This window comes from Bradyrhizobium sp. B039, from assembly GCF_038965675.1.
GTDB classification, from domain to species: Bacteria; Pseudomonadota; Alphaproteobacteria; order Rhizobiales; family Xanthobacteraceae; genus Bradyrhizobium; species Bradyrhizobium diazoefficiens.
The window spans coordinates 6,149,375-6,165,410 of the sequence record NZ_CP152416.1; the positions used below are offsets into that span (position 1 = coordinate 6,149,375).

A 16,036-nucleotide genomic window follows, 5' to 3' on the forward strand; every position below is an offset into this window, starting at 1 on the left:
TCAATTGCCGCCGGGCTGGCCGAACGACAGCCGCTCGGCCAGGACGGCGGCCTGCGTGCGTGAGCCGACGCCGAGCTTGCGCAGGATGGTCGAGACATGGCCCTTCACCGTCTGCTCGGCAATGTCGAGCTCGCCCGCGATCTGCTTGTTGAGCTTGCCCTCGACGATCATCGCGAGAATGCGGAGCTGCTGCGCCGACAGCGTGGCCATGCGCGCGGCCAGCTCGACATCGGCGCTCTGGATCGAGCCCCGTCCCCCGACATTGGGCGGCATCCAGATTTCACCGGCGAGGATTTTTGTGATCGCGTCGGCCATCTCCGGCAGGCTGAGCGATTTCGGGATATAGCCGGACGCGCCATAGGCAATGGCGCGGCGGATCGTGGCGGCATCCTGCCGCGCCGAGATGATCGCGACCGGCACCGTCGGGAACTGCGCCGACAAGATGAACAGCGCGGCAAATCCCTGAATGCCCGGCATCGTCAGGTCCCACAGGATCAGGTCGATCTCGTCGGACTGGGATGACAGCACGCTCAGCGCCTCGTCGAGCGACTGGCAGGCGACGATGTCGAGATCGGGCAGCACGGTCGAAAGAGCGCTGCGCAAAGCGGCCTGTACCAGCGGGTGATCGTCACCGATGAGGATGCGCATGGTCACGCCGGGGATGTCCTCTGTTTCGCTCCGAACTGCCGGCTCAGGGCTTCGCCGCCGAGGAAGCGCCGCAGCGCCGCCGGTTTGACCGGCTTCGACAGGATCGCGCAGCCGCGTGCCCCCGCCTCCTTGCGCACCGCCTCACTGCGATCGGCGGTGACGACCAGCGCGCGGACGTCGCGACCCGACTTCTGCCTGAGATCATCGAGAAAGTCCAAGCCGCTGCGGCCGCCATCGAGGTGATAATCGAGCAGCACGATATCCGGCGGACTGGCCGCGGCAGCGAGCATCGCTCCGTCAGCGTCCGCAGCGACCAGCACATGGTGCCCCCATCCGCCGAGCAGTGCCGTCAGGCCATCGAGAATGGTCACATCATTGTCGAGGCATAGGATCGTCATCGCGCGCTCGGCGGCCGCAGGCGCCGGGCTTGCCGGCTTGCGCTGAAGCGATGTCCCCGCGCCGCGCGCCAGCGGTACCGTGACGGCAAAGCCGGAACCGCGTCCCGGCCGCGATCGGACGTCGACGGCGTGGCCCAGCAGCCGGGAGACACGATCCACGATCGCAAGGCCGAGGCCCAGGCCCTTCTCCGGTCCGGGCGCGAGACGCTGAAACTCCTCGAAGATCCGCTTCTGATCCTCCGCCGCGATCCCGACGCCGGTGTCCCACACTTCGATGCGCAGATCGCCGCCGCGCCGCCGGCAGCCGAGCAGGATACGGCCCTTGGGCGTATAGCGCAGCGCGTTCGACAGCAGGTTCTGGAGGATCCGCCGTAACAGATGCGGGTCGCTGCGCACCGCGAGCCCGCAATCGACGACGCGCAGGACAAGCCCGCGCTCCCGCGCCATCGCCGAGAACTCCACCTTCAGCTGCACGAGCAGGTCCGCGATCGGGAATTCGAACGGCTCGGCACGAACGGCGCCGGCATCATAGGAGGAGATGTCGAGCAGCCTGTCGAGCACATGTTCGGTCGAGCGTAGCGCCGTGATCGCGCTGCTCGCCAGGTTGCGCTCCTTGTCGACTCCGCCCGATGATGCGGAGATGTGCAGACTCTCGTCGAGCGCGGACAGGAACAACCGCGCCGCGTTCAGCGGTTGCAGCAGATCGTGGCTGGCCGCCGCCAGGAAGCGGGTCTTGCCGAGATTGGCCTGCTCGGCCTCCGCCTTGGCCCGCTCGAGCGCCTCGGTCCGCTCACGGACACGCAGCTCGAGATCCTCGTTGGCCCGCCGCAGGGCTTCCGCCGCGCGGTGACGCTCGGTTACGTCGGTATAGGTCGAGACGTAGCCGCCCTCCGCGATGCGATCGTAGACGATCTCGAGCACGGTGCCATCCGGCCGCTTGCGCTCGTACAGATAGGGCCAGCTCTGCGTGGCGACGTCACGATTGACCAGGAGTGCGGCGAATTCGGATGCGGCATATTCGCCGCGCTCGACGTTGAAGGCGATCAGGTCCGCCAGCGGGAGGCCGACACGCACGAAGTCCGGAGGCAGGTCTAACAGCGCGATGAAGCGGCCGTTCCAGGCCGTGATGTTGAAATCGGCATCGAACGCGCAGATGCCCTGCGGTACGCTTTCGAGCGTGCTCTGCAAAAGCGTGCGGTTGAAGCGCAACGCCTCGGAGGCCTCGTCCAGCATCGCCATCGCCTCCCGCCGCGACAGCGAGTGCCCTTCCAGCGAAGCTGCGATCACCACGCGCGCCGACGCCGCGCCGATTGCGCCGGCGAGAAGGTTCTCCGTGAATCGGATCGAGTCGAGATCGACGAGACCCGATGGGTCGAGACGCGGCCCGGTACCGGTCGTGCGGGAGGCGAGATAGCCGTCGAAAGCCGCCGAGCCCCGCTCCACGCCGACAAAACGCAGCGTCAGCGCGCGGAGATCGTCGAGGCGAACCACCACGCGCGAGGACAGCTTCGGGACCATCTCGCGGACGACGCCGTCGGCGAATGCGGCGGCCTGGTTGCGCTCGACGGTCGACTGCCGTCCGAGCGTCGAGAATGCCAGAAAACAGACGAGGTTGGCCGCAAGGCTCCACAGCGTCGCATGCGAGATCGGATCGAGCCCGTCGATACCGAACAGCGCGTTTGGCTTGAGCCAGGCGAGCTGCCATGGGCCCAGGCGAACGATCTCCCCGACCGCGGGCCAGAGCGGCGCGGCCGAGGGAAGCAGCAACGTATAGGCCCAGATGCAGAATCCGGCCGCGATCCCGACCGACGCGCCGACCTTGTTGGCGCGCGGCCAGTACAAGCCACCGACGAATGCCGGTCCGAACTGTGCGACGGCGACGAACGACAACAGACCGATCACGGTCAACGGATAGGCCTGGTTGACCAGGCGGTGCGTCAGATAGGCGAGCAGCAGGATGCCGAGGATCGAGAGCCGGCGCACCGCCACCAGCACGGAGGTCATCGGCCGGCTCTGCGCACGCAGGCCGAAGAACCGCGAGCGCAGCAGCAGCGGCATGATGACATCGTTGCAGAGCATGGTGCTGAGCGCGACGGATGTCATGATCACCATGCCGGTGGCGGCCGACAGACCGCCCAGGAAGGCGATCAGGCTGACGGTGCTCGCGTCCGCCGCGATCGGCAGCGAGATGACGTAGGTGTCGGGGTCCATCATGGCGCCGAACCTGGTGAGCCCCGCCGCAGCGATCGGCAGGATCAGCAGGCTGAACAGCGCAAGATAGGCCGGGTAGAGCCACGCCGCGGTGCGCGTATGCACCGGCGCCTCGTTCTCGACCACGGCCACATGAAATGCCTGCGGCAGGCACAGGAAGGCGATAGCCGAGATGATGATCGTCGAAGGCCAGACCGGCTGCATCGGGTCGAAGCTCAGGATTCCCGTCAGTTGCGGATCCGATTGAAACTGCGACAGCAGGGCGCCCGGCCCGCCGGACAGCCCGAACAGCACGAACAGCGCGACAATCAGGAACGCGATCAGCTTGACGACGCTCTCGAACGCGATCGCGAGCATCAGCCCGCGATGATGCTCGCTGGCGTGGACATGCCGGACGCCGAACACGATCGCGAACAGCGCCATCGAGGCGGCGACGCCGAATGCGGAGTCCTGCCAGAACCGCAGCGCCTCGCCGCCCGCCCGCTCCGGCTGGAGGATCAGATAATCGAAGCTCTTGCCGACGGCCTTGAGCTGAAGCGCGATATAGGGAAGCACGCCAAGCAGCGATGCGAGCGTCACGAAGGCCGCGAGTACCTGGCTCTTGCCGTAGCGCGCGGCGATGAAGTCCGAAACGGAGGTGACGTTCTGCGCCTTCGCGATCGCGATGACCTTGGACAGGAGCGTCTGGCCGAACAACAACACCAGGGTCGGGCCGATATAGATCGTGGCGAAGTCCAGTCCGCTGGTGGCGGCACGCCCGACCGATCCGTAGAAGCTCCAGGAGGTGTTGTAGACCGCAAGCGTCAGGCAATAGCTGATCGCGGCCGCCCAGGAATTTGGCGAGACCAGCGGCCCACCTGCGCTCCGCCGATCGCCCCACCAGGCCACCAGGAACAGCGTGGTCACATAGCCGGCAGCGACCGCAAGAACGAACCACGCCTGCAAGACATCCTCACCCGAGACCATCCGATCCGCCCCCGACGAGCGGCCGGAGCGCCGGGGCGGATACTAGAGCGTTTTCAATCGCATGGAAGGCTATTCATGCCGGAGGGATTGGCGGCCGGAGATCTCCGGCCGCCGGTGAGGCCAACCTCAGGCTGCCTCGCGGGACAGCCGCTCCTGCGGCATGCGCTTGAGCACCAGGTTGACCACGACGGCAACCACGATGTTGAGGGCGAGCGCCAACAGACCGGTGTAGATCGCAACCGGGCCAGCCCCGAGGTCAATGCCGTGCAGCGGCTTCAACCCGTCCGACCAGGCCAGCCACGATCCGCCTGCGAGGCCGACGGCCCAGCCGGCCAGGAGCGCGGTGCTCGAGAACCAGTTCAGATAAAGGCCGAACACCAGCGCCGGCAGCGTCTGCAGGATCCAGAGGCCTCCGAGCAGTTGCAGGTCGAGCGCGAACTGCGTCGGCATCAGCAGGATGGCGAGCAGCGCGCCGACCTTCACCAGCATGGAGGTGATCTTGGCAACCTTCGCCTCGCCCGACGGCGTCACCTTCGGATCGATCCACACCTTCCAGAAGTTGCGGGTGAACAGGTTGGCCGCGCCGATGCTCATCACGGCCGCCGGCACCAGCGCGCCGATGGCGATGGCGGCGAAGGCAAAGCCCGCGAACCAGCTCGGAAACAGCGTCTTGAACAGCGCGGGCACGACGTCGTTGTTGCTCGCGAGCTTCAGTCCCGCCGCGTGTCCCATGTAACCCAGCAGCGCAAGCAGGCCGAGCAGCAGCGTATAGGCCGGAAGCAGCATCGCATTCTTGCGAATGGTGTTGCCGCCGGACGAGGCAAAGATGCCGGTCAGCGTGTGCGGGTACATGAAGGCGGCGAGCGCCGAGCCGAGCGCCAGCGAGGCGTAGGGCACGACCTGTGCCGGTGACAGCAGGATGCCGCCCGAGCCCTTGGCGGCGAATGCCGCATCCGCCGCGGTGAAGATCGCGCCGTAGCCGCCGAGCTTCGACGGCACGATCGCGATCGCGGCGATCACCACGATGTAGATCATGATGTCCTTGACGAAGGCGATCAGCGCCGGCGCGCGCAGGCCCGACGAATAGGTGTAGAGCGCCAGCACCAGGAAGGCGAGGACGAGCGGCACCTCGCCGCTCAGCCCCAGCGCCTTGATCGCCACCTCCATGCCGATGAGCTGGAGTGCGATGTAAGGCATCGTCGCAAGCACGCCCGTCGCCGCAACGGCGAGCTCGAGCCCGCGCGAGCCGTAAGCACCGCGAACCACGTCGCCTGCGGTGACGTAGCCGCGCTCCTTGGCGACCTTCCACAACACCGGCATCACCGCGAATACGAAGGGATAGACGATGATGGTGTAGGGAAGCGCGAAAAAGCCGTAGGCGCCGACCGCATAGACCAGAGCCGGAACGGCGATCACCGTGTAGGCGGTGTAGAAGTCGCCGCCGACCAGGAACCAGGTGATCCAGGTGCCGAACTTGCGGCCGCCGAGGCCCCACTCGTCGAGATGGGCGAGCGTCTCCGGCTTGCGCCAGCGCGCTGCGACGAAGCCCATGCCGGTGACGAGGACGAACAGTGCGAGGAAAACGGCGAACGCCGCGCTATCGACATTAGTCAGCACGACGCACGCTCCTGTAGACGATGTAGGTGAGCAGCGAGGTCAGCGGCACCCAGGCGAGCTGGTACCAGTAGAAGAACGGGAAGCCGAGCAGCTGGGGCTCCCGGATATTGTAGAACGGCACGATCATCAGGCCGACGAACGGCAACAACAGCAATAGGCGTACCACGCGCTCTCCTCCCCTGTGAGTGAAACGACGCGCGTCCTTGGCGCGCGACTTGAGCGCGATATAGCTGACATCGCCGCCGGCCCCGCCCCCTACCTTGGCTCGGCCAGACCCCCATACTTTCGTATCGTCACCGGACTCTCGCCGTCCTGAGCAGCGCGCACGCCGCGGTCATCGCGCGACGCCGATGCGTGTCGCGCGTGAGACGAATGATGGACGGAGGGACCGCTACTGCCGCTTGCGCTCGCTCGCCGCCGGCTTCGGCGGCTCGGCTGGCGGCGGGGCGGCTGCCGGCGCGCTGTTGCTGGCGCCGAACAGCACGCGGGTCGGGTTGCGGTCGAAATTGTTCACGGCGCGGCTGATGTCGCCGAGGGTGCGGCGGCCGTCCGAGATCAGCAATCCGGAGCGCTTGTCGAAATCGTCGGCGAGTTCGCGGATCGACTTCACCGCCTGGAACAGCTCGCCGCCGTCCTTGCCGCCGGCGAGCGTGTTGAGGCCGAGCATGAGGCTGTCGGCCTTGAGCATCACGCCGTCGACCTTGGCCATCACGCCGTCGATCTTCTCGGAGTTGCGCGCGAGCGAGTTGGTGAATGTCTCGAGGTTCTTCAGCGAGTTCTTCACCGATTCCTGATTGTCGGCGACGATCTTGTTGATGTTCTGGAGCGTGCCGCGGATCGCCTCGGTGACGTCCTGGAGCTTGTTGGGATCGGCGGTCAGCGACGGGATGCCGTCCTCGTCGAGCGGCGGCGGCGGCGCTGCCTCCTCGCCGCCCTTGAGCGAGATTGCGGCGACGCCCGTCAGGCCCTGGAATTCGAGGCCGACCAGGGTGTCCTTGCGGATCGGCGCGTTGTTCTCGACCATGGCGAGTGCGACAACCCGCCGCGGGTTGTCGAGCTTCACCGAGACCACTTCACCCACCCGGATACCGTTGAAATTGACACTGCCGCCGTTGCGCAGGCCCGCCGCCGGGCCTTCGAACACCACGCGCAGGGGACTGCGCTGCTTGGTGGTGTGCAGCGACTGGAACCACAGCACGAAGCCGATCGCCGCGGCAATCACTGCCAGCGTGAACGATCCGATCAGTACGTAATTCGCCCGCGTTTCCATCAGGTACTCCGGCTACCACTCAGCCCATGACCGCGCGGGCGCGCTTGCCATGGAAATATTGCCTCAGCCAGGGATGCTGCGAGGCCTGCATGTCGGCGATCGACCCTGCCGCAATGATCTTACCGTTCCCTAAAACGGCGATGCGGTCGCAAGCGGTGTAAAGGCTGTCGAGGTCGTGCGTTACCATGAAAACGGTCAGGCCCAAAGTGCGCTGGAGCGTCCTGACCAGCTCGTCGAAGTCGCCGGCGCCGATCGGGTCGAGGCCCGAGGTCGGCTCGTCGAGGAAAACGAGGTCAGGATCGAGCGAAAGCGCGCGTGCGAGCGCCACGCGCTTGATCATGCCGCCCGAGAGCTCCGACGGGAAGCGCTCGGCGACCTCGGGCTTCAGGCCCACCATGGTCAGCTTGGCCATGGTGATCTCGTCCATCAGCCGCTGCGAGACGCGCAAGTATTCGCGCATCGGGAACTGGATGTTCTGCCGCACGGTCAGCGAGGAGAACAGCGCGCCCTGCTGGAACAGCACGCCCCAACGCCGCTCGACATTGCGGCGCTGCGAGGTGTTGGAGGAATCGAGGTCGACGCCGAATACCTCGATGGAGCCTGCGACCTTCGGCACGAGGCCGATGATGGTGCGCGTCAGCACCGACTTGCCCGCGCCCGATGGGCCAACGAAGCCGAGGATCTCACCGCGCTTGACGTCGAGGTTGAGGCCGTCGAGCACGCGCGTCGCGCCGAACTGCACGGTGATGTCGCGGACGCGGATGATGGGATTTTGGATCCCGTTTTGGGTTTCCTGGGCCATCGTCACATCCCGATCGAGGCGAAGAAGATGGCGAACACGCCGTCCATGACGATGACGAAGAAGATGCCCTTCACCACCGATGCGGTGGTGTGCTGTCCGAGCGATTCCGCGCTGCCCTGCACGGCGAGCCCTTCGACGCAGGCGACGATGCCGATCACGGCGGCCATGACCGGCGCCTTGACGATGCCGACGATGAAATGGTCGATCGAGATGGCATCGCGCAGGCGGAGCAGGAAGGCTTCGGGATCGACGCCGCCATAGAGCCAGGCGACGAGCCCGCCGCCATAGAGCGCGGCCATGGCGCCGAGGAAGGCGAGGATCGGCAGCGCCAGCACCAGGGCCAGCATGCGCGGCAGCACCAGCACCTCGATCGGGTCGAAGCCCATGGTGCGCAGCGCGTCGATCTCCTCGCGCATCTTCATCGAGCCGAGCTCGGCGGTGTAGGCGCTGCCCGAGCGGCCCGCGACCATGATGGCGACCAGGAGCACGCCGATCTCGCGCAGCACCAGCACGCCGAGCATGTCGACGACGAAGATGTCGGCGCCGAACCTGCGGAAATGGAAGATGCCCTGCTGGGCGATGATGCAGCCGATCAGGAAGGTGATCAGCACGATGATCGGCACCGCGCGCCAGCAGACCTGCTCCATGTGGTGCACGGTCGAGGTCAGGCGGAACGAGCGCGGATGGATCAGCACGCGGCCGCCCGCCGCGAGCACCGCGCCGAGCATGTCGATCAGGCCCGCAACCGTCCCGGCGACACCGGCCACGGCCCGGCCGATCTGCTCCAGCATGCCGGTGATGGTGATCGTGCCGGCGTCGACCACCGGCGTCGCCCTCACCCGCCGGACCTCGTCGACGAGGCTCGAATAATTGGCGGAAAGGCCCGCGATCTGCGCCTCGACCGCTCCTTGCGTCAGGCTGCGGCGCAGCCGCTCGATCAGCCACGCACCGAACGTGTCGAGCTTGGCGACCTCGGAGACGTCGATGAAGATGCTCTGGGGGCTGCCGGCCAACTTCTCGGCATCCGCCACCATCCGCTCCAGGACCGGCGCGAAGCTCGCGGTCCAGGTTCCGGTGGCGCAGAGTGCCAGCGCATTGCCCTTCGCAATCCGTTCCAGCTTCGGATCGCTGCTCAAGATGTCCGCTCCCGTGCCGGGGCGGAGGAAATCAGATAGTTGCGCACGCGCCCTTACCCGGAGAAGGTATCCCCAACTGGTTAATGTTAGTTGCTAGAGGTAACTAGCAGGTTCAGATTTCGCCAGAGTTCAAAATGACTTCCAGCAAAGTTCCGGCACTTCGGGCGCGAATCGAGCGCTTTCCCATCGCCGGCAGTTTCACCATCAGCCGGGGCGCCAAGACCGAGGCCGTGACCGTTGTGGCCGAAGTGAGCCAGAACGGCCTCACCGGCCGCGGCGAATGCGTGCCCTATCCCCGCTATGGCGAGACCCCCGAGGCAACCCTGGCCGCCGTCCAGGCCATGCAGGCGGCCGTGGCAGGCGGTATCACCCGGCAGGCGCTGCAAGCCGCCATGCCGCCGGGCGCCGCCCGCAACGCGCTGGATTGCGCCCTGATCGACCTCGAGGCCAAGGCGGCGGGCCTGCGGGCCTGGAGCCTGCTGGACCGCCCGATCCCGGGCGAGCGCACCACCGCCTACACGATCTCGCTGGGCACACCCGAGGCCATGGCCGCGGCGACCGCGAAAGCGGCGCACCGGCCGCTGCTCAAGATCAAGCTCGGCGGCGACGGCGACGACGCCCGCATCGCAGCGGTGCGCAAGGCCGCCCCCGAATCCGAGCTGATCGTGGATGCCAACGAGTCCTGGACCGAGGCCAATCTGGAGCACAATCTCGCCGCTTGCGACGCCGTCGGCGTCACCCTGGTGGAGCAGCCGCTGCCCGCCGGGAAGGACGACGCGCTAGCGCGGATCAGGCGGCCGCTCGTGGTCTGCGCCGACGAGAGCGTGCACGACCGCAGCTCCCTCGCTCCCCTGCGCGAGCGCTACGACGCCGTGAACATCAAGCTCGACAAGACCGGCGGCCTCACCGAGGCGCTTGCGATGGCGGATGCGGCGCAGTCGCTCGGCTTCGAGATCATGATCGGCTGCATGGTCGCAACCTCGCTGTCGATGGCCCCTGCCATGCTGGTGACGCCGCAGGCGCGCTTCGTCGATCTCGACGGCCCGCTGCTGCTGGCGCGCGACCGCGATCACGGCCTGCGCTATGACGACAGCCTGGTCTATCCGCCCTCCCCCTCGCTGTGGGGATGAGCCTTGAGCCGGTGTCGCGCCGACCAGATCACGAGCGCGCCGGCCGCGGCCATCGCGGCCATCACGTAATACAGGCCATCGCCGATGCGGGCGTAGATCGCGCCTGACGCGATCGAGGTGGTTGCGCCCAGCAACCCGTTGCAGGCGGCGTAGTAGCCCTGCCCCCGCGCGATCTGATGCGAGGGCACGCGCTGCACCAGCAGATTCATGGTGCCGACCATGGTCATGCCGAAGGAGAGGCCGTGGCCGAGCTGCACGATCGCGAGCAGCGCCAGCGACGGCTCGCTGGCGGTGACGATCCAGCGCACCACGGCGCTCAGTCCCCCGATCGCCATCAGCGAGGACGGATGCAGCGAGAAGCGCGGCGACAGCGCGAACACGACGATCTCGGCGATCACACCCAGCGTCCACAGCCCCGCGATCGTCAGCCCGCCGTGACCATGGAGCTGCCAGGTGATGGCCGAGAACGTGTAGAAGGCGATATGGCAGCTCTGGATCAGCGCCGCCGAGGCGATCACGGCCCAGAAGCCGGCATCGTGCAGCAGCGCCTTGCCGGCATGCGTCTCCGTCGTCCTCCGCCTGAGATCGTCGAGCGGCTGAAGCCGCAGGCTGGCGAGAACCGCAACGACGGCCCACGCGACGATCACCCAGATCAGGTCGCGCGCCGCGATGCTGTCGACGAAATAGCCGCAGGCGAGCGAGCCGGCGGCGAACGCCGCCGAGCCCCACAACCGCAAGGGTCCGTAATCGAGTCCGTAACGGGCGACACCGCGCAGCGCATAGGCATCGGTCAGCGGCATCGTCGGCGTCCACATCATGCAGGTCAGCGCGTAGATCAGGAACAGCGCCAGCGGCTGCTGCTGCAGGCCGACGGCCGCAAATCCGATCGCGGTCGCCAGCACCGACACCATGATGCCGGCGCGAATGGCATGTCGCTTTTCGGCGAAGGCCGCGACCTGCGGCAGCGTGGTGAAGCGCGTGATCGCCGGCAGCGCGTTGATGAGGCCGATCCAGGCCGCGTCGATACCTATCGCCTTCAGCCAAACCGGGAAGAAGGGCATATGCGTGCCCAGGACCGCGAAGAAGGCCGAGTAGAACAGGGCCAGGCTCACGGCGAATCGCCGCTTCACGGCGGCTTGCGTGGGGATTTGTGATTCGCCTGCCATCAAACCAATTGCGATTCGGTCGATATCGTGGTGATCGTTACAGTAACGCGCGGTGATTTGCGCGACGAGATTGTCATGGCCAACGAAGCATTCGCCCTTTCGCCCATGTCTGCCCGCGCGGCCGAGCCGAACGAGCAGGATTACGACGCGATCCGCGAAGCCTTCATGGAGACCGCGCGCGGCCGCTGGTTCCTCGGCGAATATGCCAAGCGCAACCGCAATGCCGACACGAGCATGGTGCTCGATGCGGTCGCCAAAATCGAAGAAACCCTTGCGGCACAGCGACAACCCGTCGTCGAGGACCGTCTGCCCGAGGCGCTGGTCGAGATCCGCCGAGCGATCCGGGAAGCCGAGACGATCGCGATCGCGACGTTCGACCCCGCGGCGATCGAGGCGAGCCTTGCCCCGATCCCGCGCGGCGTGCGCATCATCAAGGAGATCTCCTGGCGCTGGCGCGAGATCGGCGCCGACGGGCGAATCTGCGACCTCATTGATTCGCAGCTCGCCTCGATCGAGGCCGCCTGCGGACAGGTTTCGACCCTCGATCCCCGCACCGAGCTCAAGGCCGCATTCGATCTGCTCAGGGATCGGGTCGAGCAGCTCGATGCCGACGGCGACGCAACGCCGCAGGCGACGGCAGTGCGTTCCTCGGCAGCTCCGGTGCAGGAAGCACCGCCGTCCGTCGCAGAAGCTTCGCCTCTCGCGGCCGCGCCCGCCGCGATGGCGGGCGAAACCGCCGTGGCTTTTGCGGAGCCGTCGCAGGACATCACGGTGGCTGCCGAGCCCGAAGCCGCCGCTGAGACGGCCGGCGACGCTGAAGCGTTCGCAATTGCCGAGCAGGCAATGGATGCCGCCGTCGAGCCGGAGATTGCAGCCGAAAGCCCGATCGCGCTCGAAGATGCCGCCCCGGAAGACGCCGCTTTCGAAGCGCCCGCGTTCGCGGAAGTCGCCGACGAGTTTTCACTCGACGCCGCCGCGGAAGCCGAGGACGAAGCCGTGCTCGCAGCCATCGCGCTGGAGATGGCCGCGCCCGATCCTGATTTCGACGAGATCATCGAGCCGGTCGAGATGGCAGCGGCCATCCCCGAGCCGTTGATCGCGGAGGTCGCCGCGCCCGTTGCTGCCGTGCTTCGGGAGCCGGCCGCGCCGGAACCCGCCGCCGCGCCGATCGTGGAGGCGCACGCAGAAGAAGCGCCGATCGCGATGGAATCGCTGGCGCGCCTTACCAATGCCATCGCGGAAGCCGCCGCCGAAGTGATGGAGCAACCCGCCCCGGCCATGGCGGCCACGGCCTCATTCGCAGCCGCGCCGACCGCGCCGCTGCCGATGCCCTCGCCCTTGTCGGCGTCCTTGTCCGAGTCCTCGCTTGGCGCCACCATCCTCGCCAGCGGCATCCTGCAAAAACCCCGCGCGCCCGCCAACGACCCGCTCGCGCCGATCCGCCGCATGACCCAGGCCGAGAAGATCGCGTTCTTCTCGTAAGCGGCAAGCGCTCTCTCAACATCATCATTGCGAGCGCGGCGAAGCAATCCAGAGTCTTTCCGTGGCCACAGTCTGATTGCTTCGGTGAGATATGGGCTCCGTCATCCTGAGGTGTGAGCCGTGGGGCGCACCGCGCCACGCGGCGAGCCTCGAAGGATGAACGGCCGAGATGCAGCCGGGCCGTCGCCCTTCGAGGCTCGCCGAAGAGGCGAGCACCTCAGGGTGACGGTGCTAGATCCCCTTGCCGCGAAATCAGCTCATCACCCGCAATTCCACACCGCGCCGATCGGTGTCCGCGTCCAGCACGGGCCAAAGCTGCCGCCGTTGTAGCGGCCGCCGCCGAAGCCGGGGCGGCCGAAATAATGCCACTCGCCGTCCCAGCGATAATATTGGGGAACCGGATCGATGTACCAGTGGCGCCGGTCGTTGCGCGCAAGACGGCGCATCGCGTCCTTCTGCTTATAGAGCGGAATGCTGTTGCTCAGCGGCTGGCGATAGCCCGGCAGGAAGCCGTAGCCGTGCCAGACCGGCTTGGGGCGCTTTTGAGCGGGCTCGGCGGGCGCGACGGCCGGCAGCAGAGAAAGGATGACAGCAACGAATAGACACATAAGGCGCGACATGGATCGACCATAGACAGCCGGTTGCGAGATGACCATTCAAATTCGAGTGCAGAACTGTTTGCAGCCATGCGCAGGATATCGCAGACGGGAATTGCGTCACACCCTGCGTGAGGAGCGGCGATCTGTTGATCGAACGCAAGGCGTCCGCTAACCGATCACGCCCTTGCGGATCAGGAAGCATCCATAGCCCCTGCTGTCCCCGACCTGCACGACGCCAAAGCCCGCCGCCGCCGCGCGATAGAAATCCGGACGCGCCAGCTTGCCGGGAGCGACAGTGCGGCCGGCGGCGCGCTCGATTTCCGCGAGCACCGCACGCTGCACGTCGGGCACGCGATCGGGATCGTCCACCGGCATCATCACGCGCACCGGATCGGGATCGAAATCGTCGAGCGGATAGACCGACATGATGGCGCGGGCGGCGGTCTCCATGCGCATGCCCGGCAGCTGGATCAGGCGCTGCGAGGATGTCGTTTTGGCGATACGCGTTGCCGGATGATTGGCGTCGACGAAAACGAGGTCGTCGCCATGGCCCATCGAGGCCAGGAGCCAGAGCAGGTCGGGCGTCAGGATCGGATCGATCGATTTCAGCATGTGACGGCATTTCCCCTGAAGGCTTGTCTTTCGCCGGCGAAACCGGTCATTCACCATAGCAGGTTCCATGCGTGATTCAGATCACGCTGCCACCCATGGTGACAGGGATCACGGACCCCGGGCTCGAACGCGGCAAGGCTTCCTCGCAACCAATCTCGCATCGAGATCAGTGCCAGAGGAGCACGCCATGTTCCGCCTAAAGCCTTTCCTGATGACTGCAGGCCTCCTGGGAAGCCTGCTCGGCTTTGCCTGCGGCCCGGTGTCCGCGCAAGTCGCCCCGGTCGAGCCGGCCCCCACCGCCCTGCAAGGCCCGGAGCAGCGGGTGGCGCTGGTGATCGGCAATTCGAACTACCAGAACGCGCCGCAGCTCCAAAACCCCGACAACGACGCCGAGTCGATGGCGAAGTTCCTGAATTCGGCCGGCTTCGAGGTGGTCGCCGCGACCGACCTCACGCAGAACGACATGCTCCGCGTGGTGCAGGACTTTTCCGCAAAAGTCTCCGCGCGCGGTCCGAACACGGTGGCGATGGTCTATTACGCCGGTCACGGCGTGCAGCTCGCCGGCGAGAACTATCTCGTTCCCGTCGACGCCAGGGTCTCGAGCCCGACCGAGCTCGTCAACAATTCGGTGCGTCTGGTCGACGTGATGTCGACGCTGGAGACGATCCCGAGCCGCATGCGCATCGTCATCCTCGATGCCTGCCGCAACAACCCCTTCCCCTCCGTGAACGATGCCGGCCGCGGCCTGGCAATCGTCGATGCGCCGAACGGCTCGATCGTGGGTTACTCGACCGCGCCGGGCGCCGAGGCGCTCGACGGCACCGGCGGCCACAGCCCCTACACCCAGGCCTTCCTGAGCGTCGCGCGCGAGCCCAATGTGCCGATCGAGCAGCTCTTCAAGCGCGTGCGCCTCGCAGTGAACCAGACCACCAGCGGTGCGCAGATCCCGTGGGAAAGCTCCTCGCTGACGTCGGACTTCACCTTCTTCGGCAACACCGCTGTCGCCGCCAACCGCGCGCCGGTGAATGCGCCGGTCGTGCAGATGGCCTCCAACCTGCCGAGCCGCTCAACCCGCCAGGCCTATGACTACGTCGTCTCGGAGGGACGGCCGGAGTACTATCAGGAGTTCATCCAGATGTACCCGCACGACCCGCTGTGCGATCACATCCGCTGGCTGCTCAACAACCTCCTGCTCACGCAGGCCTGGCACAAGGCGGTGCTCGCGAACTCGCCGCTCGGCTACCAGACCTTCTACGACAGCTATGGCAACAGCCCCTACGCCGTGTCCGCGCTGAAGCTCGCAGCCCAGCCGAAGCTGGTCCCCTTGATGCAGGCGACGAAGTTCCTGGCGCCGCAGAACATTGCGCCGACCTTCAAGATCGGCAATCTCGGCCAGCCCAAATACATGCCGCTGCAGCAGGGCAATGGCGGTGGTCAGATGAATGGAAATCTGCCGGTCGTGCAGAAGCCCGTGGACAGCAACGTCATCGGCAAGCTCGGCAATGGCGGCCAGGTCGTCAACCTGCCGGCGGGCAACAACCAGCCGAGCCAGCCGAACGGCACGCCCTCGCAGACCCCGGGCAAGATCGTCACCCTGCCTGCGCCGACCAACACCACCAACAACAATGGCGGCATCGGCAAGATCGTGACGCTGCCCGCGACCAACAACACGCCGAACGCCGGCAATGGCACCCCCGGCAAGATCGTGAGCATGCCGGTGAATGTCGGCAAGGCCGGTTCAACTGTCGAGACCAAGCCGGTCAATGTTCAGACGCAGAACAACCCGAGCCGCGTCAACAACGGCAACACCGGCATCGTGAAGCTCAACAACAACCCGGTGAACAAGGTGCAGGTCCAGAACACCCAGCAGAACAACCACCCGCAGTTCAATGCGACCAACCGCATGGTCAACAACGGCGGCAACAACTTCCGGCAGTCGATGAACCAGGCGCCCTCCATGGGCAGCGGCAACAATCACCGCGGCTTCATGCACTGATCG

The 16,036-nt window shown here is 66.4% G+C and carries 13 protein-coding genes; 3 read left to right on the forward strand and 10 right to left on the reverse strand.

Features of this window, described 5'->3' with window-relative positions:
• The 7 genes from AAFG50_RS29295 to AAFG50_RS29325 all read right to left on the reverse strand — a co-directional run bounded on the left by AAFG50_RS29295 (position 1) and on the right by AAFG50_RS29325 (position 9,048).
• Positions 1-654: a response regulator transcription factor gene (locus AAFG50_RS29295; RefSeq protein ID WP_011088629.1), complete on the reverse strand. Its 654-nt coding sequence runs from the start codon at positions 652-654 to the stop codon at positions 1-3.
• Complete coding sequence (locus tag AAFG50_RS29300; protein ID WP_028173245.1) at positions 651-4,223, reverse strand: PAS domain-containing hybrid sensor histidine kinase/response regulator; 3,573 nt, start codon at positions 4,221-4,223, stop codon at positions 651-653. The genes AAFG50_RS29295 and AAFG50_RS29300 overlap by 4 nt, the downstream gene beginning before the upstream one ends.
• A 126-nt stretch (positions 4,224-4,349) precedes the next feature.
• Positions 4,350-5,840, reverse strand: coding sequence for a sodium:solute symporter (locus AAFG50_RS29305; protein WP_028173244.1), 1,491 nt, complete (start codon positions 5,838-5,840; stop codon positions 4,350-4,352).
• Positions 5,830-6,006, reverse strand: a complete 177-nt coding sequence (locus AAFG50_RS29310) for a DUF3311 domain-containing protein (protein ID WP_028173432.1) — start codon at positions 6,004-6,006, stop codon at positions 5,830-5,832. The genes AAFG50_RS29305 and AAFG50_RS29310 overlap by 11 nt, the downstream gene beginning before the upstream one ends.
• A gap of 225 nt (positions 6,007-6,231) precedes the next feature.
• On the reverse strand, positions 6,232-7,110 hold the full coding sequence (locus tag AAFG50_RS29315) for an MlaD family protein (RefSeq protein WP_028173243.1): 879 nt from the start codon (positions 7,108-7,110) through the stop codon (positions 6,232-6,234).
• A gap of 19 nt (positions 7,111-7,129) precedes the next feature.
• Positions 7,130-7,912 carry an ABC transporter ATP-binding protein gene (locus tag AAFG50_RS29320; RefSeq protein ID WP_028173242.1) on the reverse strand — a complete coding sequence of 261 codons (783 nt, stop codon included), beginning with the start codon at positions 7,910-7,912 and terminating at the stop codon, positions 7,130-7,132.
• Positions 7,913-7,914: 2 nt separating this feature from the next.
• Positions 7,915-9,048, reverse strand: coding sequence for an ABC transporter permease (locus tag AAFG50_RS29325; RefSeq protein ID WP_028173241.1), 1,134 nt, complete (start codon positions 9,046-9,048; stop codon positions 7,915-7,917).
• A 134-nt stretch (positions 9,049-9,182) separates the two neighbouring features.
• Between AAFG50_RS29325 and dgcA the strand changes: the two genes are divergently transcribed.
• Entirely contained in the window at positions 9,183-10,178 is a 996-nt protein-coding gene (dgcA, locus tag AAFG50_RS29330) for an N-acetyl-D-Glu racemase DgcA (RefSeq protein ID WP_011088636.1), read from the forward strand.
• On the opposite strand, the gene AAFG50_RS29335 is transcribed toward dgcA, so the two are convergent.
• Entirely contained in the window at positions 10,148-11,344 is a 1,197-nt protein-coding gene (locus tag AAFG50_RS29335) for a major facilitator superfamily domain-containing protein 6 (RefSeq protein WP_342714020.1), read from the reverse strand. The genes dgcA and AAFG50_RS29335 overlap by 31 nt on opposite strands.
• Positions 11,345-11,419: 75 nt before the next feature.
• Between AAFG50_RS29335 and AAFG50_RS29340 the strand changes: the two genes are divergently transcribed.
• Positions 11,420-12,826: a hypothetical protein gene (locus AAFG50_RS29340; RefSeq protein ID WP_028173239.1), complete on the forward strand. Its 1,407-nt coding sequence runs from the start codon at positions 11,420-11,422 to the stop codon at positions 12,824-12,826.
• Positions 12,827-13,086: 260 nt separating this feature from the next.
• On the opposite strand, the gene AAFG50_RS29345 is transcribed toward AAFG50_RS29340, so the two are convergent.
• Positions 13,087-13,446 carry a hypothetical protein gene (locus AAFG50_RS29345; protein WP_039185965.1) on the reverse strand — a complete coding sequence of 120 codons (360 nt, stop codon included), beginning with the start codon at positions 13,444-13,446 and terminating at the stop codon, positions 13,087-13,089.
• A gap of 147 nt (positions 13,447-13,593) precedes the next feature.
• Positions 13,594-14,037: an RbsD/FucU domain-containing protein gene (locus AAFG50_RS29350; RefSeq protein WP_011088641.1), complete on the reverse strand. Its 444-nt coding sequence runs from the start codon at positions 14,035-14,037 to the stop codon at positions 13,594-13,596.
• A gap of 187 nt (positions 14,038-14,224) precedes the next feature.
• On the opposite strand from AAFG50_RS29350, the gene AAFG50_RS29355 reads away from it, so the two are divergent.
• The gene (locus AAFG50_RS29355; RefSeq protein WP_028173237.1) at positions 14,225-16,033 is read left to right on the forward strand and encodes a caspase family protein; all 1,809 of its coding nucleotides are present in this window, start codon (positions 14,225-14,227) and stop codon (positions 16,031-16,033) included.
• Positions 16,034-16,036 lie beyond the last annotated feature (3 nt).

What these genes read in the sequence shown, in the direction of transcription:
- AAFG50_RS29300 (WP_028173245.1), bottom strand. Translation starts at nt 4,223, where the DNA reads ATGGTCTCGGGTGAGGATGTCTTGCAGGCGTGGTTCGTTCTTGCGGTC.
- AAFG50_RS29315 (WP_028173243.1), bottom strand. Translation starts at nt 7,110, where the DNA reads ATGGAAACGCGGGCGAATTACGTACTGATCGGATCGTTCACGCTGGCA.
- AAFG50_RS29320 (WP_028173242.1), bottom strand. Translation starts at nt 7,912, where the DNA reads ATGGCCCAGGAAACCCAAAACGGGATCCAAAATCCCATCATCCGCGTC.
- dgcA (WP_011088636.1), top strand. Translation starts at nt 9,183, where the DNA reads ATGACTTCCAGCAAAGTTCCGGCACTTCGGGCGCGAATCGAGCGCTTT.
- AAFG50_RS29335 (WP_342714020.1), bottom strand. Translation starts at nt 11,344, where the DNA reads ATGGCAGGCGAATCACAAATCCCCACGCAAGCCGCCGTGAAGCGGCGA.
- AAFG50_RS29340 (WP_028173239.1), top strand. Translation starts at nt 11,420, where the DNA reads ATGGCCAACGAAGCATTCGCCCTTTCGCCCATGTCTGCCCGCGCGGCC.
- AAFG50_RS29345 (WP_039185965.1), bottom strand. Translation starts at nt 13,446, where the DNA reads ATGTCGCGCCTTATGTGTCTATTCGTTGCTGTCATCCTTTCTCTGCTG.
- AAFG50_RS29350 (WP_011088641.1), bottom strand. Translation starts at nt 14,037, where the DNA reads ATGCTGAAATCGATCGATCCGATCCTGACGCCCGACCTGCTCTGGCTC.
- AAFG50_RS29355 (WP_028173237.1), top strand. Translation starts at nt 14,225, where the DNA reads ATGTTCCGCCTAAAGCCTTTCCTGATGACTGCAGGCCTCCTGGGAAGC.